This window comes from Roseburia hominis (assembly GCA_040702975.1).
Taxonomy (GTDB): Bacteria; Bacillota; Clostridia; order Lachnospirales; family Lachnospiraceae; genus Allocoprococcus; species Allocoprococcus hominis_A.
Genome location: CP159990.1, coordinates 2,574,743 through 2,598,580, shown reverse-complemented (window position 1 = coordinate 2,598,580; position 23,838 = coordinate 2,574,743). Strand labels below are relative to the sequence as shown.

The 23,838-nt window shown below is 47.3% G+C and carries 23 protein-coding genes and 2 pseudogenes; 24 read left to right on the top strand and 1 reads right to left on the bottom strand.

Features of this window, described 5'->3' with window-relative positions:
- The first annotated feature begins 3 nt into the window (after positions 1–3).
- The 15 genes and pseudogenes from ABXS75_12085 (at position 4) to ABXS75_12015 (ending at position 14,926) form a co-directional block, all read left to right on the top strand.
- A complete protein-coding gene (locus ABXS75_12085) occupies positions 4–1,296 on the top strand; it encodes a methionine gamma-lyase family protein (GenBank protein XCP87149.1) in 1,293 nt (430 codons plus the stop codon).
- Between the two features lie 13 nt (positions 1,297–1,309).
- The gene (locus ABXS75_12080) at positions 1,310–2,653 is read left to right on the top strand and encodes an NAD(P)/FAD-dependent oxidoreductase (GenBank protein XCP83811.1); all 1,344 of its coding nucleotides are present in this window, start codon (positions 1,310–1,312) and stop codon (positions 2,651–2,653) included.
- A complete protein-coding gene (locus ABXS75_12075) occupies positions 2,650–4,281 on the top strand; it encodes an FAD-dependent protein (protein ID XCP83810.1) in 1,632 nt (543 codons plus the stop codon). Before ABXS75_12080 ends, ABXS75_12075 begins: the two co-directional genes overlap by 4 nt.
- Before the next feature lie 81 nt (positions 4,282–4,362).
- A pseudogene (locus tag ABXS75_12070) lies at positions 4,363–4,624 on the top strand (DUF4321 domain-containing protein).
- Between the two features lie 49 nt (positions 4,625–4,673).
- Positions 4,674–5,405 (top strand): DNA repair protein RadC, encoded by a 732-nt coding sequence (gene radC, locus ABXS75_12065; GenBank protein ID XCP87148.1) that lies wholly within the window; start codon positions 4,674–4,676, stop codon positions 5,403–5,405.
- 3 nt (positions 5,406–5,408) lie between these two features.
- Complete coding sequence (locus tag ABXS75_12060) at positions 5,409–6,431, top strand: rod shape-determining protein (protein ID XCP83809.1); 1,023 nt, start codon at positions 5,409–5,411, stop codon at positions 6,429–6,431.
- Complete coding sequence (gene mreC / locus ABXS75_12055) at positions 6,432–7,292, top strand: rod shape-determining protein MreC (protein ID XCP83808.1); 861 nt, start codon at positions 6,432–6,434, stop codon at positions 7,290–7,292.
- Positions 7,293–7,295: 3 nt separating this feature from the next.
- On the top strand, positions 7,296–7,823 hold the full coding sequence (gene mreD, locus ABXS75_12050) for a rod shape-determining protein MreD (GenBank protein ID XCP83807.1): 528 nt from the start codon (positions 7,296–7,298) through the stop codon (positions 7,821–7,823).
- A 1-nt stretch (position 7,824) separates the two neighbouring features.
- A complete protein-coding gene (locus tag ABXS75_12045) occupies positions 7,825–10,725 on the top strand; it encodes a penicillin-binding transpeptidase domain-containing protein (protein XCP87147.1) in 2,901 nt (966 codons plus the stop codon).
- Positions 10,726–10,731: 6 nt separating this feature from the next.
- A complete protein-coding gene (locus ABXS75_12040; protein XCP83806.1) occupies positions 10,732–11,388 on the top strand; it encodes a septum site-determining protein MinC in 657 nt (218 codons plus the stop codon).
- 11 nt (positions 11,389–11,399) lie between these two features.
- Positions 11,400–12,191 carry a septum site-determining protein MinD gene (gene minD, locus ABXS75_12035; protein XCP83805.1) on the top strand — a complete coding sequence of 264 codons (792 nt, stop codon included), beginning with the start codon at positions 11,400–11,402 and terminating at the stop codon, positions 12,189–12,191.
- 8 nt (positions 12,192–12,199) lie between these two features.
- Positions 12,200–12,430, top strand: a complete 231-nt coding sequence (locus tag ABXS75_12030; protein XCP83804.1) for a cell division topological specificity factor MinE — start codon at positions 12,200–12,202, stop codon at positions 12,428–12,430.
- Positions 12,427–13,554, top strand: coding sequence for an FtsW/RodA/SpoVE family cell cycle protein (locus ABXS75_12025; protein ID XCP83803.1), 1,128 nt, complete (start codon positions 12,427–12,429; stop codon positions 13,552–13,554). The genes ABXS75_12030 and ABXS75_12025 overlap by 4 nt, the downstream gene beginning before the upstream one ends.
- A gap of 12 nt (positions 13,555–13,566) precedes the next feature.
- Complete coding sequence (locus tag ABXS75_12020; protein XCP83802.1) at positions 13,567–13,962, top strand: methylglyoxal synthase; 396 nt, start codon at positions 13,567–13,569, stop codon at positions 13,960–13,962.
- A complete protein-coding gene (locus tag ABXS75_12015; protein ID XCP83801.1) occupies positions 13,946–14,926 on the top strand; it encodes a serine hydrolase in 981 nt (326 codons plus the stop codon). Before ABXS75_12020 ends, ABXS75_12015 begins: the two co-directional genes overlap by 17 nt.
- Before the next feature lie 145 nt (positions 14,927–15,071).
- Here ABXS75_12015 and ABXS75_12010 read toward each other — a convergent pair whose 3' ends face one another.
- On the bottom strand, positions 15,072–15,278 hold the full coding sequence (locus tag ABXS75_12010; protein ID XCP83800.1) for a DUF378 domain-containing protein: 207 nt from the start codon (positions 15,276–15,278) through the stop codon (positions 15,072–15,074).
- 75 nt (positions 15,279–15,353) lie between these two features.
- Between ABXS75_12010 and ABXS75_12005 the strand changes: the two genes are divergently transcribed.
- From ABXS75_12005 to ABXS75_11965, 9 genes and pseudogenes are all read left to right on the top strand, one after another.
- Positions 15,354–16,331 (top strand): TIGR01212 family radical SAM protein, encoded by a 978-nt coding sequence (locus tag ABXS75_12005; GenBank protein ID XCP83799.1) that lies wholly within the window; start codon positions 15,354–15,356, stop codon positions 16,329–16,331.
- A complete protein-coding gene (locus ABXS75_12000) occupies positions 16,297–17,712 on the top strand; it encodes an HlyD family efflux transporter periplasmic adaptor subunit (GenBank protein ID XCP83798.1) in 1,416 nt (471 codons plus the stop codon). Before ABXS75_12005 ends, ABXS75_12000 begins: the two co-directional genes overlap by 35 nt.
- A 13-nt stretch (positions 17,713–17,725) precedes the next feature.
- Positions 17,726–18,430, top strand: a complete 705-nt coding sequence (locus ABXS75_11995) for a YggS family pyridoxal phosphate-dependent enzyme (GenBank protein ID XCP83797.1) — start codon at positions 17,726–17,728, stop codon at positions 18,428–18,430.
- 103 nt (positions 18,431–18,533) lie between these two features.
- Positions 18,534–19,082 carry a cell division protein SepF gene (locus ABXS75_11990; GenBank protein ID XCP83796.1) on the top strand — a complete coding sequence of 183 codons (549 nt, stop codon included), beginning with the start codon at positions 18,534–18,536 and terminating at the stop codon, positions 19,080–19,082.
- A gap of 70 nt (positions 19,083–19,152) precedes the next feature.
- On the top strand, positions 19,153–19,929 hold the full coding sequence (locus tag ABXS75_11985) for a YlmH/Sll1252 family protein (protein ID XCP87146.1): 777 nt from the start codon (positions 19,153–19,155) through the stop codon (positions 19,927–19,929).
- Positions 19,930–19,941: 12 nt separating this feature from the next.
- The gene (gene lspA / locus ABXS75_11980; protein XCP83795.1) at positions 19,942–20,466 is read left to right on the top strand and encodes a signal peptidase II; all 525 of its coding nucleotides are present in this window, start codon (positions 19,942–19,944) and stop codon (positions 20,464–20,466) included.
- Positions 20,466–21,392 (top strand): RluA family pseudouridine synthase, encoded by a 927-nt coding sequence (locus ABXS75_11975; GenBank protein XCP83794.1) that lies wholly within the window; start codon positions 20,466–20,468, stop codon positions 21,390–21,392. Before lspA ends, ABXS75_11975 begins: the two co-directional genes overlap by 1 nt.
- 127 nt (positions 21,393–21,519) lie before the next feature.
- Positions 21,520–22,164 carry a cytidylate kinase-like family protein gene (locus tag ABXS75_11970; protein XCP83793.1) on the top strand — a complete coding sequence of 215 codons (645 nt, stop codon included), beginning with the start codon at positions 21,520–21,522 and terminating at the stop codon, positions 22,162–22,164.
- A gap of 338 nt (positions 22,165–22,502) precedes the next feature.
- A pseudogene (locus ABXS75_11965) lies at positions 22,503–23,815 on the top strand (glycine/sarcosine/betaine reductase component B subunit).
- Positions 23,816–23,838: the final 23 nt, after the last annotated feature.

Below are 23,838 nucleotides of genomic sequence, written 5' to 3'. Positions count from 1 at the left end.
GCTATGGTAGCTGAAATGACAGAAAAATTATATCAGGAGATTGGAATTTCACCGGAGGTCTACGCCTTCGGGCAGAAGATAGAGGGGGAGCTTGCTAAGCGGTTCGAAAAGATCGACCGTATGGCGGAGCTTAATCAGCTTAAGGTGATTTCCGCCATGCAGAAGGCGCGGGTAAATGCAGAATGCTTTAACTATGCGTCCGGCTATGGGTACAATGATTTTGGCCGGGATACGCTGGAGGCTGTGTATGCAAATGTATTTCACACGGAAGACGCACTGGTCAGACCGCAGATCACCTGCGGGACCCACGCACTTGCACTGACCCTGTCGGCAAATCTGCGCCCCGGCGATGAACTGCTATCCATTGCGGGAAAGCCCTATGATACGCTGGAGGAAGTGATCGGCATTCGACCGTCCAAAGGATCCCTGGCGGAGTATGGGATCACCTACCGGCAGGTGGATCTGAAAGAAGATGGAAGTTTTGATTACCCCGCTATCGCGGAAGCAATCAATGAGAAGACGAAGCTGATCACGATTCAGCGCTCCAAGGGGTATCAGACCAGACCCAGTTTCTCGGTAGAGCAGATCGGTGAGGCCATCTCGTTCGTGAAAAAGCAGAAACCGGAAGTTATCTGTATGGTGGATAACTGTTACGGGGAGTTCGTGGAGGAGATGGAGCCAAGCGATGTGGGGGCTGATCTCGTGGTAGGGTCCCTGATCAAGAACCCGGGCGGCGGTCTTGCGCCAATCGGCGGATACGTGGCGGGAAAGAAGGAACTGATCGAGCAGTGTGCCTATCGGCTGACCTCTCCGGGGCTGGGTAAAGAAGTAGGCGCCTCCCTCGGGGTGATGCAGTCATTTTATCAGGGACTGTTCCTTGCGCCGACGGTGACGGCAGGGGCGTTAAAGGGTGCAGTATTTGCAGCAAATATCTATGAGAAATTAGGATTTGCGGTGGTGCCGGACGGCAAAGAGGACCGGCATGATATTATTCAGGCAGTGACCCTTGGAAGTGCAGAAGGGGTGATTGCATTCTGCCAGGGAATCCAGGCGGCGGCGCCGGTGGACAGCTATGTGACTCCGGAGCCCTGGGCGATGCCGGGGTATGACAGCGATGTGATCATGGCGGCAGGCGCATTTGTTCAGGGGTCATCAATCGAGCTGAGCGCGGACGGACCGATCAAAGAGCCCTATGCCGTGTATTTTCAGGGCGGCCTGACCTGGGAGCATGCAAAACTCGGTATTTTGATGTCGCTTCAGAAATTGGTGGAGGCAGGAATCGTAAAGGAATTGTAAGAGGAACCGGAATATGAAAAAACAGGTATTGATCGTCGGTGGCGGCGCTGCCGGTATGATGGCAGCGATCACAGCGGCGGAAAACGGGGCGCAGGTGATGGTGCTGGAACAGAATGGCCGGGTGGGAAAGAAGATTCTCTCTACCGGAAATGGAAGATGTAATTTTACGAATCTTGTGCAGAATCCGGACTGTTATCGGAGCGAGAATCCCGGTTTTCCCTGGGAGGCGGTATGCCGGTACGACAGCGGACAGGTGATTCGGCGCTTTTTAAAGCTGGGAATTTATGCGAAGAATAAGAATGGCTGTCTGTATCCTTTTTCCGAACAGGCCAGTGCAGTCCTGGACGTACTGCGAATGGAGATGGAGCAGCTTGGGGTGCAGGTACATACCGGTGAGAAAGTGACAGGAATAGAAAAGAGGGAGAATAGGTTTGTGATTCACTCCGAAGCGCCATGTGTACCGGAGCAGATGGCTGACGGACGTTTGGGTAGTGTCGGTTCGCATGGGAAAACCGAGAAAAAAGGGAAGACGCAAAAGGAATCCATCTCCAGGCAACCATTAAAAATGCAGTATCACACATGGAAGGCCGATTCGGTAATCCTTGCAAATGGTTCCAGGGCATCTGCAGTTTCGGGGAGTGACGGAAGCGGCTATGCACTTGCAAAATCACTGGGTCATAGTTTGATCCCTGTGGTTCCGGCTTTGGTCCAGTTAAAATGCAGGGAGGAATGGTATAAAGCCCTTGCGGGGATCCGGGTCCATGGGAAAGTGTCTTTATATATAGAAGGAAGGCTGGCGGCAGATGACACCGGGGAGATTCAGCTTACGGGATATGGAATCTCGGGCATTCCCGTCTTTCAGGTGAGCCGTTATGCGGCCAGAGGCCTTAAGGAACAGAAAAAAGTCCGGGCGGTACTTGATTTCATGCCGGATTTTGATGATTCTGCTTTTGAGACGTTTTTAGATGAACGGATAGAAAATGGGTCAGGTCGGAAAATGGAGCAGTTTTTTACCGGACTTTTTCATAAAAAGTTAGCTGGGGTCCTGTTAAAGCGGGCGCAGATTTCGGCGGAGAAATGTGCGGGAGCACTAGACGCACGGGAAAAGCAGCGCTTATTGCAGGCAGTCAAACGGTTCGAGACGGCCGTGACGGATACGAATTCATTTGAGAACGCCCAGATTTGTGCGGGAGGCGTGAATACCAGAGAGGTTTCCTCTGCAGATATGCAGTCCCTTCTGGTGCCCGGCGTGTATTTTGCGGGAGAACTTTTGGATGTGGACGGAATCTGCGGGGGATATAATTTGCAGTGGGCGTGGTCCAGCGGATATCTGGCGGGGAAAGGAGCAGCGCGATGATCAGAGTGAGTCAGTTAAAGATCCGAACCGGACATACCAGGGAGGAGCTTTTTCAAAAATTGCTTCATGTACTTTCTGTACAGCGTCAGGAAGTCGAGTCGTGGAAGATACGGAAGCAGTCGCTGGATGCGCGGAAAAAACCGGAGTTATATTATGTATATACGATTGATGTGAAGGTGAAGCGGGAGGGGGCAGTTTTAAAGAGGATCAAGGGAAAACGAAGGAATTGCGAGATCGGGCTTTGCACGGAGATGCCATACGTATTTCCGGAAGCAGGCACTGCCATATTAAAACAGCGGCCGATTATTGTAGGCTGCGGACCTGCCGGGCTGTTCGCGGCATACTTCCTGGCAAGGGAAGGGTATGCGCCGCTCGTGATCGAGAGAGGTGCACCAGTGGAGGAGCGCGCCCGGGATGTGGAAGAATTCTGGGAGAGAGGCGTGTTAAAGCCGGATTCGAATGTGCAGTTCGGTGAGGGCGGAGCGGGCACATTTTCCGATGGAAAGCTGAATACCCTGGTCAAAGATCCTGCGGGACGGATTCGTAAGGTGCTGGAGGTCTTTGTGGAGATGGGCGCGCCGGAAGAGATCCTGTATGTGAATAAGCCGCATATCGGGACGGATGTACTTAGAAGTGTGATCCGGTCCATGCGGGAGCAGATCATAAGCTGGGGCGGAGAGTTTTCATTCCATACGACGATGACAGAACTTGACATTGATTCGGAGGGAAGCATTCGCGGAATCTATACGACGAAGGGATATAAGGAGACCAGGGTTCTGATTCTGGCTCCGGGACACAGCGCACGGGATACGTTCGCCATGTTATATGAGAAAAATGTTCCGATGGAAAGCAAAGCCTTTGCGGTCGGTGTGCGGGTGGAACACTCCCAGGAGCTGATCAACAACTCCCAGTACGGGGAAGGGTATGATCCGCAGCTTCCTGCTGCCGCTTATAAGCTCACAGCGAAGCTGGAAAATGGGAGAGGGGTCTACTCCTTCTGTATGTGTCCCGGCGGCTATGTGGTCAATGCGTCCTCTGAGGAGGGACATCTGGCAGTCAACGGCATGAGCTATCACGCCAGAGACAGTAGGCATGCCAACAGTGCCATCGTTGTCACGGTTTCCCCGGAGGATTATAAGGGCGAGGGTCCGCTTGCCGGAATTGCCTTTCAGCGGGAACTGGAACGCGCCGCGTACCTGGCTGGAAATGGAAAGATTCCTGTGCAGAGGTACGGGGACTTTGCCGGGAAGGACGAGGAGATAAAGGGTGCTTCCTGCCCGCCGGATATTAAGGGGGCATACTGTTTTGCCGATGTGCGGAAAATATTTCCGGAAGAAATTGCCGGTTCGATCGTAGCTGGGATGGAGAAATTTAATGACAAAATCCGTGGGTTTTCGCATCCGGATACGCTGCTGTTGGGCGTGGAGAGCCGTACCTCATCGCCGGTCCGCATTTTGCGGGGGGACGAGATGGAAAGCACAGTTTGCGGGCTTTATCCCTGCGGAGAGGGAGCGGGATACGCCGGAGGAATCACCTCCGCGGCGGTGGACGGCATGAAAATCGCCGAGAAGATACGCAGAAAATATGCGCCTTTCGACAACATGACGCGCACTTTAAGAAAAATTTAATAAGGAAAAAGTCTATACACTCTTTTTAAAATGTGATAGAATACACCTAGTTTTAGGATTTATAAAAGAGGAGGAGTACAAATGAGAGGAGCCGGCAGTAAGAATTCCTGGGCGTTGTTCCTGATGATTTTAACAGGAATCGTTCTGGGAGGTTTTATTGGTATGCTTGCAGAAGGTGTCTCAGCACTGAGCTGGCTATCCTATGGACAGAGCTTCGGGCTTCAGCAGCCCCCTGGTTCTGGATCTGGGAGTGCTTGTGCTTACCTTCGGGCTGAATATTAAGATTACCATCGCAAGTATTGTCGGAATGGTAATTTCCATTATCATTTATCGTTTCTTATAGGATATGAGAGTTTTCTTTATTTATGGGTCAGCAAATTCTGCAAAAGAAGATGAATCAAAAAAGTACCATGAAAGAGATGTTGGCAGATGAACGTCCATACGAGAAGTGTGAGCGTTTTGGGGCGGGCAGTTTAACAAATATTGAATTGCTTGCCGTTTTGCTGCGTAGCGGCACGCGGGGAATGAACTCGCTGGAGCTTGCAAGAAAGCTATTGTACCCGGAGGAAGGACGAGGGCAAGACGGGATGGTGCATCTGCAGAGTTGGACCAAGGAGGAACTGCTTCGGATTCCCGGTATCGGGAAGGTGAAAGCGATTCAGATCCTCTGTATTTGTGAACTGTCGAAGCGTTTGTCCCAGATGGCCGCGGTAAACGGGCTGGATTTTGGAAAACCGGCCGCAGTGGCCAGGTACTATATGGAGGATATGCGGCACCGCAGGCAGGAGTATATGAAACTGGTGATGCTCAACACCCGTTCACGTTTCCTGGGGGACAGTGAGATTTCCAAGGGAACGGTGAATATGTCTGTCATCACGCCGCGAGAATTATTTGTAGAGGCATTGCAAAAAAATGCGGTATATATTATACTGTTACACAATCATCCAGGGGGAGATCCGACTCCCAGTAAAGACGATATTCTGATGACCAGGAGGATCCGGGACGCAGGCCGTCTGATCGGGATCGAGCTCCTGGACCATATTATTATAGGAGATAACCGCTATATAAGTCTGAGGGAAGATGGATATCTGGACGAAAAAGCGGCGGATCGAAAGGAATCTTAAGGAATGGCGAGAAATGTTTACGGCCTGGATCTCGGAACATATGAGATCAAGGTATACGATAAAAAGCAGGATACGATATGGAAGGAAAAAGACGTGATCGCTATCGCGAATGGGAAGACGATCTTCGCGGTGGGAGACGAGGCGTATGAGATGTATGAGAAAGCGCCTGGGAATATTCAGGTGGTCTTTCCGATGAAGGACGGCGTGATCAGCCGGTTCAATGATATGCAGTACCTTCTTCAGAATCTGCTCAAGAAGGGACGGCAGTTTGCCAGAGGGTCCGAGTATCTGATCGCGGTCCCTACCGACGTGACGGAGGTGGAAAAGAGGGCCTTCTTTGACCTTGTGGTGCATTCCACGGCGAAGGCTAAGGAAGTCAATATTGTGGAGCGCGCCATTGCACAATGCGTGGGGATGGGGCTTGATGTGGAGAACACAAAAGGCGTGATGATCGCGGATTTCGGCGGAGATACGACGGAGCTTTCCATTGTGGCGTCGGGAGGCATGGTCCTCAATAAGATGGTGAAGATCGGGGGGAATACCTTTGATACGGCGGTGTCGAACCTGGTCCGCCGCAATCATGATTTCCTGATCGGGAAGCTGACTGCGGAGACACTTCGCAGGAGGTTCGGTATTTTCGGAGGAGACAGCAGCGCGACCATGGTGGTGGCGGGACGGAATCTGGTGACAGGCGTTCCCCAGCAGCAGGAGATATCGATCAGTTTGGTGAGAGCGGCGATTCGCGAACCGCTTCAGGAATGTCTTCAGCAGATCAATTCGATGATGGAGAGAACTCCGCCAGAGGTAGTGAAGGCAATTCAGGAGAACGGCATTTTCCTCACCGGAGGACTTGCGAACCTGCCGGGACTTGGACAGTACATAGAAGGAATTACCGGATATCGCGTCCGGATCGCAAAGAGACCAGATATTTGTGCCGTGGAGGGACTTAGCCGGATTATTCAATCAAAAGAACTGAAAAAAATGGCGTATTCGATGTTAGATGAGAATTATAGGTGGATGAGATAGATGAAAGCAAAGAACCAGTTTTCCCTGTCAAGTAAATATTGGCTTTTGATTTTGAGCCTGGTCTGCATTCTTTTAATGGGACTTTCCGGTTTTGCCGGGAAAAACAGAGGCGTATTGTCCTGGATCGCGGGCTATACCGTGGTTCCTATGCAGAAGGGAATCAATTATGTCGGACGCTGGATGAGCGATGTGTCCGATAATTTTGCCACGATGGAGGATATGAAGAAAGAGAACAAGGAATTGAAGGAGAAGGTGGCGGAGATGACCGTGGAGAACAACCGCCTCCAGCAGAATTCCGCGCAGCTTCAGCGGCTGATGGATCTGTACAAGATGGATCAGAACACAGCGGACTATCCTAAGATTGGGGCAAATGTGATCGCCAGCGAGAACAGTAACTGGTTCACGAGATTCACCATTGACAAGGGGAGCGAGGACGGAATCAAAGTGGATATGAATGTTCTGTCAGGCGCGGGTCTTGTGGGAATCGTCACAGAAGTAGGACCTACCTGGGCAAATGTCAGCTCAATCATCGATGATAAGAATGTCAGTTCTATGATGCTGACGACCTTTGATAAATGTATTGTGAGTGGAGATTTAAAGCTGATCGGAGAAGGACTCATTAAGTTTGAACAGCTTGCGAACAATGAGAATGAGGTCAAGATTGGCGACCAGGTGGTGACCTCCAATATCAGCGATAAGTATCTCCAGGGACTTTTGATCGGCTACGTTGCCGATATTAATGTGGATTCCAACAATCTGACACGGTCAGGGCATTTGATCCCGGCAACGAATTTCCATGAGCTTCAGGAGGTATTAGTCATTACTACGACGAAGGAAGAACTCAAGAATCGGAAGGAGTAGTATATGAAGAAGATGAAGAGACTGCTTGTATGTGCAGCGGTGATTCTGGTGTGTTATCTGCTGGAAACGACCATATTCAGTCATCTGGTACTGGCGTCCGTAAAGCCCAATCTTTTGATCGTTGTCACTTCCGCTTACGGATTTATGCGCGGGAAAAAGGAAGGGCTGTTCATTGGATTTGCCTGTGGTTTTCTTAAGGATATTCTGGGCGGCAATCTGCTGGGATTTTATGCCATGATTTACATGGTGATCGGCTATTTGAACGGATTTTTCCGCAGAATGTTCTATGATGAGGATATTAAGCTGCCGCTGGTACTGATTTCTGCCAGCGAGCTTTTATATAGTGTGAGTGTCTATGTGTTTTTGTTCCTGCTCAAAAGTGATTTCCGATTCATATATTATTTCGGACATATCATGATGCCGGAGCTGCTCTACACGATTTTGCTCACTTTGGTACTTTACCAGATTATTTTACATTTGAACCGCAGACTGGAAGAAGAAGAAAAAAGGAGTGCAAGTAAATTTGTATAATTTGTGGGAGCGTTTCAAGGCGTGGGTAGCTGAGATAGTCAAATCCAGAGCGTTCATTGAGCTGATCGTATTCTGTGTGATGTTTGCTGTTTTGATTCAGCGGGTCTTCTATCTGCAGATCGTCAAAGGTCAGGACTATCTGGATAACTATAAATTACAGATACAAAAGACGAAGGAAGTTCAAGGCACCAGGGGAAGGATTCTGGACCGCAACGGTGTAGTCCTTGCCGACAATAAGCTCGCCTACTCGGTTACGATCGAGGATAATGGAGAGTATGATACGGTAAAAGAAAAGAACCAGATTATCAACGAGACTATCACGAGAGTCATTGATATTGTGGAATCCCACGGTGATTCGATCATACATGATTTTAAGATTGTTCTTGATGAAAATGGAGAATATGAGTACACGATGGAGGAAGGTACACAGCGACTTCGGTTTTTGGCGGATATCTTCGGGCACGCTACCATTGATAAGTTAGAAGAAGAACAAAAAGAAGCCACAGCAGAGGAAATTATTCATTATCTGTGTGCGGGAGATGAGAAAAGCCAGGGATATGGTCTTGATGAGACGAAACTCTCCCGGGAGGAGATTCTTAAGATGGTGAATATTCGGTATGCCATGAGTCTGAATCGGTTTCAGAAATACGTGGCTACGGTGGTCGCAAGTGATGTCAGTGTGGAGACTACTGCTGCGATCATGGAGAATATGGACACGCTGCAGGGAGTGAATATTGCGGAGGATTCTCTGCGTGTTTATCCGGACAGCAAGTATTTTGCGTCGATTATTGGCTATACCGGACAGATTTCTCAGGAAGAGTACGATGCGCTGGATAAAGATACGAAAAAGAACTATTCCCTTACGGATATTGTGGGCAAAGCAGGGCTGGAACAGTCTATGGACGAAAAACTCCAGGGGACGAAAGGTGAGATTAAGCTCTATGTGAACAGTGTGGGTAAGGTAATTGAGACTACCAAAGGAAAAGAGGCAAAGGCCGGCAATGATCTGATTCTATCCATCGACGCGGATCTTCAGAAGGCAGCATATGATCTAATCGAGGAGAAGCTGGCAGGTATCCTGTTGGCGAAGATGGCAAATGTGATGAATTATGACCGCAGCCAGGTGGCCGAAGGAAGTGATGTGATCATTCCGATCGATGACGTTTATAACGCATTCTTTGCAAATGAGATACTGGATACCTCACATTTTGAAGAAGACGAGGCTGGTGATACGGAAAAAACGGTACTGGCAGCATTTCAAACACGAAAAGAGGAAGTCCTTACTACTGTCATGTCGCAGCTTGAGGATGTGAATGCTCCGGCATATAAAGACTGCGAGCGAGAGGTACAGGCCTATCTAAGCTATATCGCCAGCGATCTTTTGACCTCCAATGCGAAGGTGATCGTAAGCGGTAGGATTGACCGGGAGGACGATACGTATAAGGCGTGGGAGGAGACGGAGACGATCAGCCTTTATACCTATCTGAATTACGCCATTTCCCAGAACTGGGTGGACACCTCCAAGCTGAACGATTACATGGGGGAGAACAGTAATTATACTGATTTAAATGAAGTCTATCAGGCGATGGTGAAATTTATAGAAGATGAGATAGCAACGGATGCAGAATTCGACAAACTGATTTATAAATACATGATTAAGACCCAGAGGATTACCGGAACGCAGATCTGCCTGATGCTTTATGAGCAGGCGGTCCTCAAATACGATGAGACGCAGTATCAGAGCCTTGCAAGTGGCGCTGTCGGTCCCTATGATTTTATACGGAGCAAGATTCAGAATCTGGAGATTACGCCCGGGCAGCTTGGTCTGGAACCGTGTACCGGTTCGGTCGTGGTGACGGATACGAATACGGGAGAGGTTCTTGCCTGTGTTTCCTACCCGGGGTATGATAATAACCGTCTGGCGAACAGCATGGATTCTTCTTATTACAGTAAGCTTCGTCACAATCAGGCGGCTCCTCTGTTCAACAATGCGACGCAGGAGAAGACGGCCCCCGGTTCGACTTACAAGCCGCTGGTGGCTATTGCCGGACTGACAGAAGGCGTCATCACGACAGGTGATGTGCTAACCTGTGTGGGTCCCTACGAGAAGATTACCCCAAGCCCTAAGTGCTGGGTGTACCCGAATTCTCATGGCGGATTGAATGTAGAAGGGGCGATTCAGCACTCCTGTAATAATTACTTCTTTGAAGTTGGCTATCGTTTAGGCGAGATTACAAAAGATGTGGATGGCAAGACGGAGCAGGTGTATTCCAGTGATGCAGGCCTCAAAAAACTGCAGAAATACGCAGAATTTTTTGGACTTAATGAGACCACGGGGGTGGAAATCCCAGAGTCCGAGCCACAGATTTCCGACACGGATTCCGTGCGTTCTGCAATCGGACAGGGCACTAACAACTATACTACGACCCAGCTTGCACGCTATATCACGGCAGTTGCAAATAGGGGAACCGTATATAATCTGACTCTGTTGAAGGAATCTGTTACAGCAGACGGTAAGCAGGTAGAGACTTATCAGTCAGGTATCCGCAATGTGATCGAAAATGTGTCTGCAGGCACCTGGGATGCGGCTCAATCCGGAATGCGGCGGGTTGTTACAGCAAGCAGCACCTACAATTCACTGGACGGATTCGCTATGTCAGGGAAGACGGGAACCGCACAGCAGAGCAAGACACATCCGGATCATGGCCTGTTCGTAGGATATGCACCAAGTGATGAACCGGAGATTGCATTTGCAATTCGAATCAAGAACGGATATGAATCCTTATACGCCTCAGAGATCGGAAGGGATCTGATCCGTTATTATTACGGTATTGCCTCGCGAGAGGAGATTATTACCGGTCATGCGGCTGAAGTTGTAGTTTCGGCTGTTCACGGCGATTAAGAAGGAGTGGGGGATTTGAAGCCGAAGGTAATCATTAAAAGTAATAAATATGGGTTGCTTGTCCATATGGATCCGGAAGTTCCGTATAGTGAGATCCTTGAGGAGCTTCGGGAAAAATTCACGAAGTCCGCACGCTTTTTCAAAGATGCCGACATGGCTGTTACGTTTGAAGGACGTGTGCTCACCAAACCGCAGGAGGAGGAGATCATAGAGGTCATTACGGAGACGGCTCATGTTCATATTGTATGCATCTTCGATAAAAATGAGAACACAGAGAGACTATACAAAAGCGTGGTAGAACAAAGTATAGAGGACTTACCGAAGCGGGAGGGGCAATTCTACCGGGGAACACTGAAGAAAAGGCAGATACTGGAATCTGAGAAGAGCATTATCGTGCTCGGGGATGTGGAGTTCGGCGCTACTGTTGTATCAAAAGGAAATATTGTAGTGCTGGGCACTATCCGGGGCATCGTACATGCTGGTGCAGCGGGAAATCGTAATGCATTTATCGTCGCACTTTCCATGAAACCGCAGATGCTGCGGATTGCGGATACGCCGGCGGATCATGTTTACCTCCGCAAAGAGGAGAGACCGGAGGCAAAGATAGCATGGCTTGACGGCGAACGCATTTATATCGACCCGCTGAAGGATCAAGAATGGTAGGAGGATATATAATGGGTGAGATTATAGTTGTGACGTCCGGAAAAGGCGGTGTGGGAAAGACCACGACGACCGCAAATATCGGTGCCGGATTATCAGAGATGGATAAGAAGGTCCTGGTCATTGATACAGACCTGGGGCTTCGGAATCTGGACGTTGTGATGGGAATGGAAAACCGTATCGTATACAATTTGGTAGATGTGATTGAAGGGAATTGCCGTCTGAAGCAGGCGCTTATTAAAGACAAACGGCATGAGAACCTGTATCTTCTTCCGTCTGCTCAGACCAGAGACAAAAGCGCGATCTCTCCGGAACAGATGATCAAGCTGACTTCGGAGCTGCGCAGCGAGTATGACTACGTATTTCTGGATTGTCCTGCCGGAATTGAGCAGGGATTTAAGAATGCGGTGGCCGGAGCGGACCGGGCGCTTGTGATCACGACGCCGGAAGTATCTGCGATTCGCGACGCGGACCGGATCATCGGGCTTTTGGAGGCTGACCATATCGGACGCATGGATCTTGTCGTCAACCGGATTCGGGAGGATATGGTAAGGCGTGGGGATATGATGTCGATTGAGGATGTGACGGAGATTCTTTCCATCAATCTGATTGGCGCGATCCCAGACGACGAGCAGGTAGTGGTCGCAACCAATCAGGGAGAACCGGTGGTGGATATGGAGTCCCTGGCAGGGGAGGCTTACCGCAATATCTGTCGGAGAATTTGTGGTGAAGAGGTCCCGTTTCTGAAACTGGATAAACAGAATGGATTTTTCTATAAACTCAGCCATCTGTTTGGAAAGAATTAGGTGAACATATGGGAGTATTTGAGAGTGCTAGGCGAACCCCTTCCGTGTCAATCGCAAAAGAGCGGATAAGGACACTGGTGATAGCGGATCGGGTCAAATGCAAACCAGATACTTATGAGATGTTGTGCAGGGAGCTCTACCGCACGATAGCAAAGTACATGAAGGTAAAAGAAGAACAGTTTGATGTGGAAATCACACGTTCCCACATTTTTATCACACTGACAGGAGAAGAATCGTGAGACTACCAAAAATATCGAAACCGTATCATTTAAAAGATTATAAGTTTATGCTGGTCATTACGGTCATGACACTATCGATCCTTGGAATCATGGTGGTGGGAAGTGCCAAGAAATCCGTGCAGAATAAGCAGATTGTTGGGCTTGTTCTGGGCGTGATCGTGATGGTCATCCTTTCTCTTATTGATTATGTTTGGATGCTGAATTTATACTGGCTGATGTATGCGGCGAATATGATTCTTTTGATTCTGCCTCTGACGCCTCTGGGTGAGACGGTAAATAATGCGAGGAGATGGATCAATCTGGGATTTACGAATCTGCAGCCTTCCGAGATTGCGAAGTTGGTCACGATCCTTTTCTTTGCACGGTTTTTGATGGCGCATGAGGAGGACCTTAATACACCGCGGACGATCATCACCGCGGTCGTGCTTCTTGCGCCGATCCTTGTTCTGGTCGTAGTCGAACCGGACCTTTCTACGACGATCTCGATCGCGCTGGTATTCTGTGTGATGATGTATCTGGGAGGACTTAGTTACAAATTTATCGGAACGATGCTGGCCATCCTGATACCGACAGCCGTGATATTTATCAGCATCGTGATCCAGCCAAATCAGCCGTTTCTTAAGGACTATCAGCAGACGAGGATCCTTGCCTGGCTGGAGCCGGAGAAGTATGCGAGTGATGAGGCCTATCAGCAGAATAACTCGATTATGGCCATCGGAAGCGGACAGCTTACCGGAAAAGGGCTGAATAACAATACGACTACCTCCGTAAAGAACGGAAATTTTATTTTGGAACCGCAGACCGATTTTATTTTTGCAATTGTTGGCGAAGAATTAGGTTTTGTGGGTTGCTGTATCGTGATTGGTCTGCTATTATTAATAGTAGTTCAGTGTATTTTGATAGGGATGAAAGCTCAGGATACGGCGGGGCGTATTATCTGCTGCGGAATTGCCGCACAGATTGGCTTTCAGTCTTTTATCAATATCAGCGTGGCGACAGGAATCTTTCCCAACACCGGAATCCCGCTCCCATTCGTAAGTTACGGGCTGACCTCTCTGGTCAGTATGTTCATGGGAATCGGTGTTGTGCTGAATGTGGGACTGCAGCCAAAAAAATATCAGTAAAGGAGTGGAAAAATGAATATCGGGCTTATTGCGCATGATTCCAAGAAGACGTTGATGCAGAATTTCTGTATCGCATACCGCGGGATTTTGAGCAAACACGAACTTTATGCCACCGGGACAACCGGAAGGCTGATAGAAGAGGTGACGAACCTTTCTATCCACAAATATTTAGCTGGACCGCTTGGCGGGAAACAGCAGTTAGGGGCGCAGATCGCCCAGAACGGGATTGACGCACTCATTTTTTTGCGGGATCCGTCAAACCCCAAACCGCACGAACCGGATGTGAATGATGTAATACGCCTGTGCGATACGCACAATATTCCGATGGCAACGAACCTGGCGACGGCGGAGATTATTATTTTGGCACTTGACAGAGGAGACTTGGACTGGCGTGAGATGTATAAGTAAAAGCAAAAGGATTTTCCTGATCAGCTGTGCAGCTGTTCTTGCATGCAGTCAGATGGGCTGCCAAAAGAAACAGCAGGTAAGCTATGTGACAGAGTATGAGAAGCAGAATTATAATAAAAGCCTGTACGAGGGCAGCCTTTTGGCATCGGACCTTTGTGTGGCGGAGGATGATGCGTCCCTCGTAGAGTATGAGGGCGATACCGACGTACACGCAGCGGCACTTTTTGACCTTGAGGACTCAAAAGTTTTGTATTCTTACCAGATGCATGACCGGCTGTATCCTGCAAGTGTGACGAAGATTATGACTGCACTTCTGGCGTTGGAGAGGGGGAACCTCTCGGACATTGTTACTATTAGCGACACGGCCAGCGCATCAAGTTTTCCTTCAGATGCCCAGGTCTGTGGACTTAGGGCGGGCGAGAAGTGGTCTCTGGAGGCACTGTTAAACGCTTTGCTGTTATATTCAGGAAATGATGCTGCCACGGCCATAGCGGAACAGATTGCAGGCAGTGAGCAGACTTTTGTGGCTTTGATGAATGAGCGCGCCAAAGAACTGATGGCAAATAATACCCATTTCATGAATCCGCACGGACTTCATGATCAGGAGCATTATACGACGGCATATGATCTGTACCTGATTTTTCAGGAATGTATAAAAGATGAACGTTTTCTGCAAATTATACAAAGCGAATCGTATACTGCAAGCTATACGGGGACGGACGGAGAAACTCTTACGGAGACCTTTGAGCCGACCAATTTGTATGCAAGAGGAGTTGCAGAAAAACCGACCAATGTAACCATAGCCGGAGGTAAGACAGGAACAACGGGGGAAGCTGGGTATTGCTTGATTCTGTTGGAATATGATGCTCAGACGCGGCCATATATCTCGGTCGTGATGGGAGCGGCTGCGAAGTCCGTTCTCTATGAAGATATGACATCTATGATCCAGGCGATTCCCGAATAGTTGGAAGAGATCGCCAAATACAGGTTGTGTATGGATCTTTTAATACGAATAGAATGCGACGCATTTAAGAAAAATAAAAGAGGGGCATCTCTTGGTGGGATACCCCTCTTTACATAGAAAATCATGTTTCCTATTCGAAGATTATTTATGACTCGGACATACTTCCAATGCGGCCGAATAAGCTGATAAGATACAGGCCGGAAAGTCCGACTACCGCGTATATGATACGTGAGAGCCAGGACAAGTTGCCGAAGATATAGGCAACCAGGTCAAATCGAAAAATGCCTACTAACAGCCAGTTGACTGCGCCAATGATCACGATCGTAAGAGCCGTGTTATCAAACCATTTCATGTAAGGTTCCTCCTTATCTGATTTCTAAAGGTAGTATGCTCGCTTACAGTAATTTTATACAGGATTGGTAAAAAAATGTTATATTATCCTTATTCGGAGTATTTGAAAAATAAATATGGGGAGAAGGTCTATAAGCTTCCGGTGAATCTTCCGGTCACCTGCCCGAACCGGGTAAATGGTGATGGGTGTGCATTCTGCGCAGGTGCGGGAGCCGGTTTTGAGGCGATGGAAGCCTCTGTTCCGGTCAAAGAACAGCTTACCTGTACCAGGGAGAGAATCGCAGGAAAATATAAGGCGAAAAAATTTATCGCGTATTTTCAGAATTATACGAATACGTATCTGCCGCTGGAGGAATTTAGCAGAGTGCTTATGGAAGCAGCAACTACGCCTCAGGTAGTGGAGATTTCGGTCTCGACCAGACCGGACTGCATTAGCCGGGAGTATCTGGACGTGATGCAGGAAGTCAGGGCACAGACTGCGGTACAGATGAATGTGGAGCTGGGACTTCAGACTGCGAACTACCACACGCTGGACCAGATTCAGAGAGGACACGGGATTGCCGAATTTATCGATGCAGTGCTGAAAATCAGGTGTTGCGTCGGATTTAGTATTTGCGCGCATGTGATTCTGAATCTGCCGGGAGATACTATGCGGGATGTGGTGGAGACGGCGAGGGTCTTGTCCGCACTGCAGGTTGATATGGTCAAGCTGCATTCCCTCTATATTGCGAAAAACACAAGGTTGTGTGATTGGTACGAGAATGGTAAAATAAGCATATGCTCAAAGGAAGAATACATCGAACGTGCTATCTCCTTCCTTGAGGAGATACCGGATACCATTGCAGTGGAACGTCTCTTTTCAAGAATTCCGGAGGAGGACGCTGTATTTTGCAACTGGGGGACAAGTTGGTGGAAGCTGAAAGATGAATTATTGAAGAAAATGGAGTATGAGAACCGCCGTCAGGGAGGAAAGTACCACGATTTGGCTGGCGCGGCGCTCAGGGAGGCTGATTTCATTCATGCAGAGAGAAGTAACGAACCTAAAAACCTATAAGAGAAAAGGAACGTGGAATATCGGAGTGATCCTGTTCGGGGTCGTGTTCATTTACCTGGCCGTTTCTGTTTTGATTTATCTTACAAAGGACAGGATTGCCGTTTACGAGGTGCGGGAAGGCAGTATTCTGAAGGATACCGCATATACCGGAATCGTACTGCGGACAGAGCAGGTGGTCACTGCAGATCAGGGAGGCTATGTGAACTATTTTCTGGAGGAAGGACAGAAGACTGCAGTCGGAGCGAATATTTATACGATTTCAAAAAAGAAGCTGGAGGATGCAGGCGAAAAAAAGGAAGATGAAAGTGTGACACTAACTTCTGAGGACTGGAACAGCATTCTGATGAAGGCCCAGGCATTTAATGAAAGTTATCGGCCTGTCGCATTTTCAGCCGTTGCTACATTGAAGAATGAGACGAACGCGGTCCTTACCAGCAAATCGGCACAGAACAGGATTACGCAGCTCAACTCGCTTCTTTCCGGCGAAAATGCTGAGGATATTTTTGTTTACACGGCTCAGGACGATGGAGTACTGGTATATTCTACTGACGGCTTTGAAGAACTGTCCCTGGGGGATGTGACGGAGGAGCATCTGGCAAAAGCCGGATATATGCAGAACAATTTTTCCAACAACATGGAAGTAAAGGCCGGTGATCCAGTCTACAAGCTGATTACGGGGGAAGAGTGGACGCTGGTCATCAAACTTACTAAGGAAATGGAAGAAACTCTTCTTGAAAAAATGGGCGATAAGGATTATACTTCCGTTAAGGTGCGTTTTACTAAAGACAATGAGACAATGTGGGCCACACTTAGGATTTATAACCGGGGAAAAGACGATGCGTACGGATATTTTACATTTTATAACTCCATGATCCGTTATGCTTCGGAGCGTTATCTGGATATTGAACTGATTCTGGAAGACGAATCCGGGCTTAAGATTCCCAAATCGGCTCTGACCACAAAAGATTTCTTCATTGTACCGGAGGATTATCTTACGACCGGCGGCGCCTCCAAGGAGACCGGGGTCCTGCGGCAGACGAAGGATAAGAAAGGTACATTGCTGACAGAGTTTGTTCCGGTTACGGTATTTTACCGGGATACGGAAAGTGGTATGGTCTATCTGGACAAATCTTTGTTTAATGAGGGAGACGTGCTGCTCCGCGAGGAATCGACTGAGACCACGAAAATCGGTCAGACTGACTCGTTGAAGGGCGTTTATAACGTGAATAAAGGCTATGCCGTATTTAAACAGGTACATATTCTTTGCGAGAGTGAAGAGTATTATATAGTAGAAGAAGGAAACCGCTATGGTCTGTCTAATTATGACCATATTGCCCTGGACGGTTCATCCGTGCAGGAGAATGCGCTGGTGACCCAATAAGGAGTGAACAAAGATGATTACAGAAAATTTGCGTGAGGTCGAGAGGCGAATTGATGAGGCCTGCAGACGGGCAGGGCGAAACAGAGAAGATGTGACCCTGATTGCAGTAAGCAAGACCAAACCTCTTGAGATGCTTGAGGAAGCCTATGAGGCAGGCGAGAGGTATTTTGGAGAGAATAAAGTGCAGGAGCTTGCCGATAAGTATGAAGAGATGCCAAAAGATATTCATTGGCAAATGATTGGACATTTACAGAGAAATAAGGTAAAATATATCATTGATAAGGCGGAACTGATACATTCCGTCGATTCAATCCGTCTGGCAGAGACGATTGAGAAGGAAGCAGCCAAGAAAGGGATCATCGCGAATGTCCTGTTGGAAGTGAATATGGCGCGGGAGGAGAGTAAGTTCGGTCTGATGCCTGATGAGGTAATGAACTTTGTGAAGGAAATTGTCAGATTTCAGCACATAAGAGTACAGGGGCTGATGACAATTGCACCTTTTGTGGCTGATCCCGAGGAAAATCGCAAACATTTTGCAAACTTACGAAAATTATCTGTTGACATTAGAAAGGAAAAAGTTAATAATGTTAATATGAGTATTCTCTCGATGGGGATGACCAATGATTTTGAGGTGGCAGTGGAAGAAGGCGCTACCATGGTCCGTGTGGGAACGGCGATTTTTGGCGAGAGAGATTATACTCAGTCAAATGCCCTGTAAGAAGGCAGGTATTTAGGAGACGGTAAGTTGTTCCTGGGGTTGGAGCATATGGGCTGTCACCGGAATGATACAGATACTACAAGATAGGAGTGTAAAGAAAAACATGGGAGTTTTGGATAAGTTTTTGGACGTAATGAAATTAAGTGATGATGACGATTACGAAGATGATGATTTCTTCGATGATGATTATGATGATGACTATGAAGAGGAGAGAACTTCCAAGAGAAGTCTGTTTGGCGGTAAGAAGGAGAAGCAGCCGGTTTATGAGGAGGAGGAAGAGGAATTTGAATCCAGAAAGCCTTCCCGGTCTTCCAGCAGCAAAGTAACTCCGATGCGCCAGCCGGCGAGAAGAAGTACTCCGGCTATGGAGGTTTGTGTGATCAAGCCGAACAACATGGAGGATGCAAGAGAGATTACAGAGACATTGCTTACCGGACGTACAGTCATCCTGAATCTGGAAGGACTGGATTTGGAAATCGCGCAGAGAATCATTGATTTCACATCCGGTGCAGCATTTGCTATTGATGGAAGCCTTCAGAAGATTTCCAGTTTTATTTTCCTGGTGACCCCGGCGAATGTGGATATTTCCGGAGACCTCCAGGATTTGCTGGGAAATTCTCTTGATTCACCTTCTATTCAGAACCGTTACTAATTACATACCTTGTGAAACGGCCGAATGGCCATACGGGATGCCCTTTGGGTATAGCCTGCGGAAATGTATGATGGAGAAAGAAGAAGTTTTACTTAGAAAGCGATTGATAGAGCTTTCGAATCTGGCATATCAGAGAGGGATTCCGATGTATACGGATTTCCTGAATTTGAATGAACTGAATATTCTGCACACCACGCCAAAGGAGTTGTTTCCGGTCGTGTACCGGACCTTTGGCGGGTATGCAACTTCCGAGCGTCAGATGGCAGCCTTTCTACCTGATGCTTTTTGTTTGTACCTTGAAGAAGCGGATATATGGGCGGGCTACCCGATTCAGGTGATTCAGATTTCCGCCCTGCACGACAAATTTGCCGAGGAACTGAGCCATAGGGATTATCTGGGAGCGCTTTTAAATCTGGGAATTGAGCGTTCGAAGCTGGGAGATATTCTGATACAGGGGACGAGTGCGTATGTCTTTGCATCGGATACCCTTGCGGATTACATTACTTCGGAGCTTACCAGAGTGCGGCACACCTCCGTGATGGCAGTGGCGGCATCTCTGGGGGATTTTCAGGCGGATATCCGGTACGAAGAAATCAAAGGGACCGTGGCTTCAGTGCGGCTTGACGCGCTGCTTTCCCTCACATTTTCCTCTTCACGGAGTAAATTAACGGCGCTTATTGAGGCCGGGCGGGTGTATGTGAACGGGAAGCTTGTCACAAGCAACGGATATCATGTGAAGGAGCAGGATATTATTTCTGTCCGTGGAATAGGGCGTTTCCGCTATATCGGCGTGCAGTCAGAGACCAAAAAAGGCCGGTATTATGTGACGGTACATAAATACGTGTAGAAGGAGTATTTTATGAAAAAATTGCGAATCTCAGATTATTTATATGCCCTTGTGGGTGCGGGGGTATTGATCCTGCTCGATCAGTTTACCAAATATCTTGCGGTGGCACATCTGAAGGACTCTGCTCCGTTTGTCATATGGAAGGGAGTATTTGAACTGAATTACCTGGAAAACAGAGGGATGGCGTTTGGCATGATGCAGAACCAGAGGATATTTTTTGTGGTGATGACTACGGTCGTGATGGCGGCGCTGATCTATTTTTATGCGATCACGCCCGGAGAAAGACGTTACCTACCGCTTAGGATCTGTATGGTATTTTTAGGGGCCGGCGCAGTGGGCAACCTGATTGACCGCACGCTGCATGGATATGTGGTGGATTTCTTCTATTTCTCTCTGATCGACTTCCCGATTTTTAATGTGGCGGACATTTACGTGACGGTCACTTTTGGGATTTTGCTTTTACTTGTGCTTTTTTATTATAAAGAAGAAGATTTTATTGTCTATTCCAGAGCTTACCGGAAGGGGGCAAAGAAATAATGGAGAAATTGGAATTTCAGATGGAGACTAAGGAAGGGGAAAGAACCGACAAATTTCTTTCAGAGAAGATGCCGGAGCTTTCCCGTTCTTATATTCAAAAACTGATCAAAGAAGGCTGTGTCACGTTGGACGGTAAGCCCGTGAAAGCCAATTATAAGCCGAGGGCAGATGAGATCTTGTCCGTTACCATTCCGGATGCGGTGGAGCTGGATATCAGGCCGGAAAATATCCCGCTTGATATTCTCTATGAGGATGCAGATATTCTGGTGGTAAATAAGCCGAAGGGGATGGTGGTACACCCGGCGGCAGGGCATTACAGCGGGACCCTGGTAAATGCACTGCTCTATCATTGCGGAGATAGTCTGTCAGGGATCAATGGCGTGATGCGCCCCGGAATCGTTCACCGAATCGATATGGATACCACGGGTTCTCTTTTGGTGTGTAAAAATGACCATGCTCATCAATTTCTTGCCGAACAGTTGAAAGAACATTCGATTAACCGGATTTATCATGCCATCGTGTGCGGCAATCTGAGGGAGGAGACCGGCACGATCGCAGCCCCAATTGGAAGGCATCCGACAGACCGGAAAAAGATGAGTATCCATGCGCCAAATGGAAAAGAGGCTGTGACTCATTATCGGGTATTGGAGCGTTTTGGGGATTATACTTATGTTGCCTGCAAGCTAGAGACAGGTCGTACACATCAGATTCGCGTACACATGTCAAGTATCCGTCATCCGCTCCTTGGAGATACGGTATATGGCTCTCAGAAATGTCCGTGGAAGCTGCAGGGACAGACGCTCCACGCGAAAATTTTAGGGATTGTTCACCCGACGACCCGGGAATATATGGAATTCGATGCACCGCTTCCGGAGTATTTTCAAAAACTTCTGGAACAGCTTGGACATTCGAGACAAAATAAATAAAAACTCTGTACTTTTGCTTGGTAAAGTTGTATAATATGCATAAGGAATTTCTGCTCTTGAAAGGAAAGCCATTTTCAAATCAGATAGCAGGACAACATGGATATGCAGCAAAAGGAGAGTGACTGATATGAGTAAGACAAATACAATCGTAACAATCGGAAGGCAGTTCGGCAGTGCGGGACGTGAGATCGGAAGGACCCTTGCCGAGGAGTTGGGAATTAAGCTCTATGATAAAGAGATGCTTGACAGAGCGGCACAGGAGAGCGGTATCTGCCAGCAGTTGTTTGAGAGCCATGATGAGAAGCCGACAAACAGCTTTTTGTATTCTCTGGTGATGGATACGTATAATTTGGGATACTCTTCCGGAATGCTGAACGATATGCCGCTGAACCATAAAGTATTTCTGGCTCAGTTTGATGCGATCAAGAAGATCGCAGATGAAGGGCCTTGTGTTTTGGTAGGGCGGTGTGCGGACTACGCGCTGGAATCCTATGACAATGTAATGAGCGTCTTTATTCATGCGGATTTAGAGGCAAGGATCCGCCGTATTGCAAGGATCTATGATCTGACTGATTCTAAGGCAAGAGAGATGATCCTCAAGACGGATAAGCGCCGGGGAAGTTATTATAACTACTATACGAATAAACGCTGGGGAGATGTGGAAAGCTATGATATCAGTCTCTGTAGCTCCAAACTCGGGATCGAAGGCTGTGTGAAAGCACTTAGAACATTGATCGAGATTCGGGAGAGCGGTATGGATCGAAAGCTATAGTTTTGAATAATTGATATAAATGACAATAATTTAATCAAGTAAATGGATATTAATGTTAAATGAGCTGACACTAGATAATGTGCAGCTCATTTTTATATTACAGAGTAGGCTAAACAACAGAATAGAAGTTAATGATAATCGTGAATTTAATATATTAACATTTGGAGTGAGTGATGAATATAGATACATAATTTAAGAGATTTAGGTTACAATGCACAACCGTGGTACAATAAAACAGTTTTTTAGCACGATGATTTCCTATCTACAAATTATTATAATGATTAAAACAGTTTGATAAAAAGATCTAACATTAGATGAATTAGGAAGGAGATGCAATTATGAAGTTAGAGATAGGAAGTTTTCATGTGAAAGATATTGTTTTTGGTAAAAAAACCACATTTGAAAATGGAATCCTCACAGTTGATGAAAAGGAAGCAATAGCTGTTTTAAATCCCGAAGGAAAATTGAAAAATGTAAAATTACATATTGCTCATCCAGGCGAAAGTGTACGTTTTGTCCCTATTAAAGCGGCTGTTAAACCTTGTGCACGTCCGGATGGGCGAGTTGTTTTCCAGGATATACTGGTAAAATTGCACAAGCTGGAGAGGGGACAATGTATGATTTGCTGGATATGTGTGTGCTGGCCGTTGGAAAATATGGGGGCTGGATGGAGGCAATTCTCGATATGTCGGGCCCTATGGCGGAATTGACGCCATATTCTAAACTTACAATACTTGCCTTTTCTGCTGAAACGACGGATCCAGGCGATGATTGCGGTGATACACAAAAAACAAATCATCATTATCGACTGGGGGCACATTTATTGGCTGAATATTTAGGTAGAACAGTTTTGCAGCAAATTCCGGAAAGCAAAGAAACATTTCAGCTTACAGAATGTGCTGATAAAGAATTGCCACGGGTAATGCTTTCTGTTATGATGTCCTCTTTTTATAATAAATGCCCTGGTTACAATGAGGTGTTGTACGGACAGGATGTCATATATAACATTCCTACATTGTTACACCCGAATGAGTTCCTGGATGGTGCGGTAACCAGTAGCAGTCTGGTTCCCGGAAGCTCCCATATTCATACCTATGAATATCAAAGTTTTCCCATTTTGAGAAAACTTTATGCCGAACATGGAAAAACTATAAATTTTGTTGGTGTTACGAATATGTTGATTGGTGATAATTTGGACCGAAAAAATGATTATGCCATTCGAATTGCTACCATGGCCAGAATGTTAAAAGTGGATGCCGCCATTTTATGTGAGCAAGGCAGTGGTAATGGAGATATTGATTTTTTTACAACACTGGTTAGCTTAGAAAAAGTTGGAATTAAAACGGTTGCAATGGCTATTGAAAGCCCAGGACGTGATGGTTATACCCAGAGCAAGGGCATGCTGGATGGGCGAGGAAATGCGTTTGTAACTACTGGCAATAATCAGCAAATTACGGAATTCCCTGCTATGGAAACAGTGGTTGGTGATATTCAGTCGGTTGTCCGTGATATGTTTACGGGTTTTTGGAAAGATGACGCGTTATATGGACCTTCGCTCCGGTCAGATGGAAGTATTATTGGGGATACACATAGCATATTAGGATATGATGGAACTTTAGGCTCTTCCATTAAAATGGGAAAGAATTATTAGGTAAAGGAAGGAGAGGGATTAGT

Coding starts and splice junctions, on each gene's coding strand:
- ABXS75_12005 (XCP83799.1), top strand. CDS start 15,354: ATGTTATATTATCCTTATTCGGAGTATTTGAAAAATAAATATGGGGAG.
- ABXS75_12060 (XCP83809.1), top strand. CDS start 5,409: ATGGCGAGAAATGTTTACGGCCTGGATCTCGGAACATATGAGATCAAG.
- ABXS75_12075 (XCP83810.1), top strand. CDS start 2,650: ATGATCAGAGTGAGTCAGTTAAAGATCCGAACCGGACATACCAGGGAG.
- ABXS75_12020 (XCP83802.1), top strand. CDS start 13,567: ATGAATATCGGGCTTATTGCGCATGATTCCAAGAAGACGTTGATGCAG.
- ABXS75_11975 (XCP83794.1), top strand. CDS start 20,466: ATGGAGAAATTGGAATTTCAGATGGAGACTAAGGAAGGGGAAAGAACC.
- minD (XCP83805.1), top strand. CDS start 11,400: ATGGGTGAGATTATAGTTGTGACGTCCGGAAAAGGCGGTGTGGGAAAG.
- ABXS75_11985 (XCP87146.1), top strand. CDS start 19,153: ATGGAGAAAGAAGAAGTTTTACTTAGAAAGCGATTGATAGAGCTTTCG.
- mreD (XCP83807.1), top strand. CDS start 7,296: ATGAAGAAGATGAAGAGACTGCTTGTATGTGCAGCGGTGATTCTGGTG.
- ABXS75_12030 (XCP83804.1), top strand. CDS start 12,200: ATGGGAGTATTTGAGAGTGCTAGGCGAACCCCTTCCGTGTCAATCGCA.
- ABXS75_12010 (XCP83800.1), bottom strand. CDS start 15,278: ATGAAATGGTTTGATAACACGGCTCTTACGATCGTGATCATTGGCGCA.
- ABXS75_12080 (XCP83811.1), top strand. CDS start 1,310: ATGAAAAAACAGGTATTGATCGTCGGTGGCGGCGCTGCCGGTATGATG.
- ABXS75_11990 (XCP83796.1), top strand. CDS start 18,534: ATGGGAGTTTTGGATAAGTTTTTGGACGTAATGAAATTAAGTGATGAT.
- lspA (XCP83795.1), top strand. CDS start 19,942: ATGAAAAAATTGCGAATCTCAGATTATTTATATGCCCTTGTGGGTGCG.
- ABXS75_12000 (XCP83798.1), top strand. CDS start 16,297: ATGCAGAGAGAAGTAACGAACCTAAAAACCTATAAGAGAAAAGGAACG.
- ABXS75_11995 (XCP83797.1), top strand. CDS start 17,726: ATGATTACAGAAAATTTGCGTGAGGTCGAGAGGCGAATTGATGAGGCC.
- mreC (XCP83808.1), top strand. CDS start 6,432: ATGAAAGCAAAGAACCAGTTTTCCCTGTCAAGTAAATATTGGCTTTTG.
- ABXS75_12085 (XCP87149.1), top strand. CDS start 4: ATGGTAGCTGAAATGACAGAAAAATTATATCAGGAGATTGGAATTTCA.
- ABXS75_11970 (XCP83793.1), top strand. CDS start 21,520: ATGAGTAAGACAAATACAATCGTAACAATCGGAAGGCAGTTCGGCAGT.
- radC (XCP87148.1), top strand. CDS start 4,674: ATGAATCAAAAAAGTACCATGAAAGAGATGTTGGCAGATGAACGTCCA.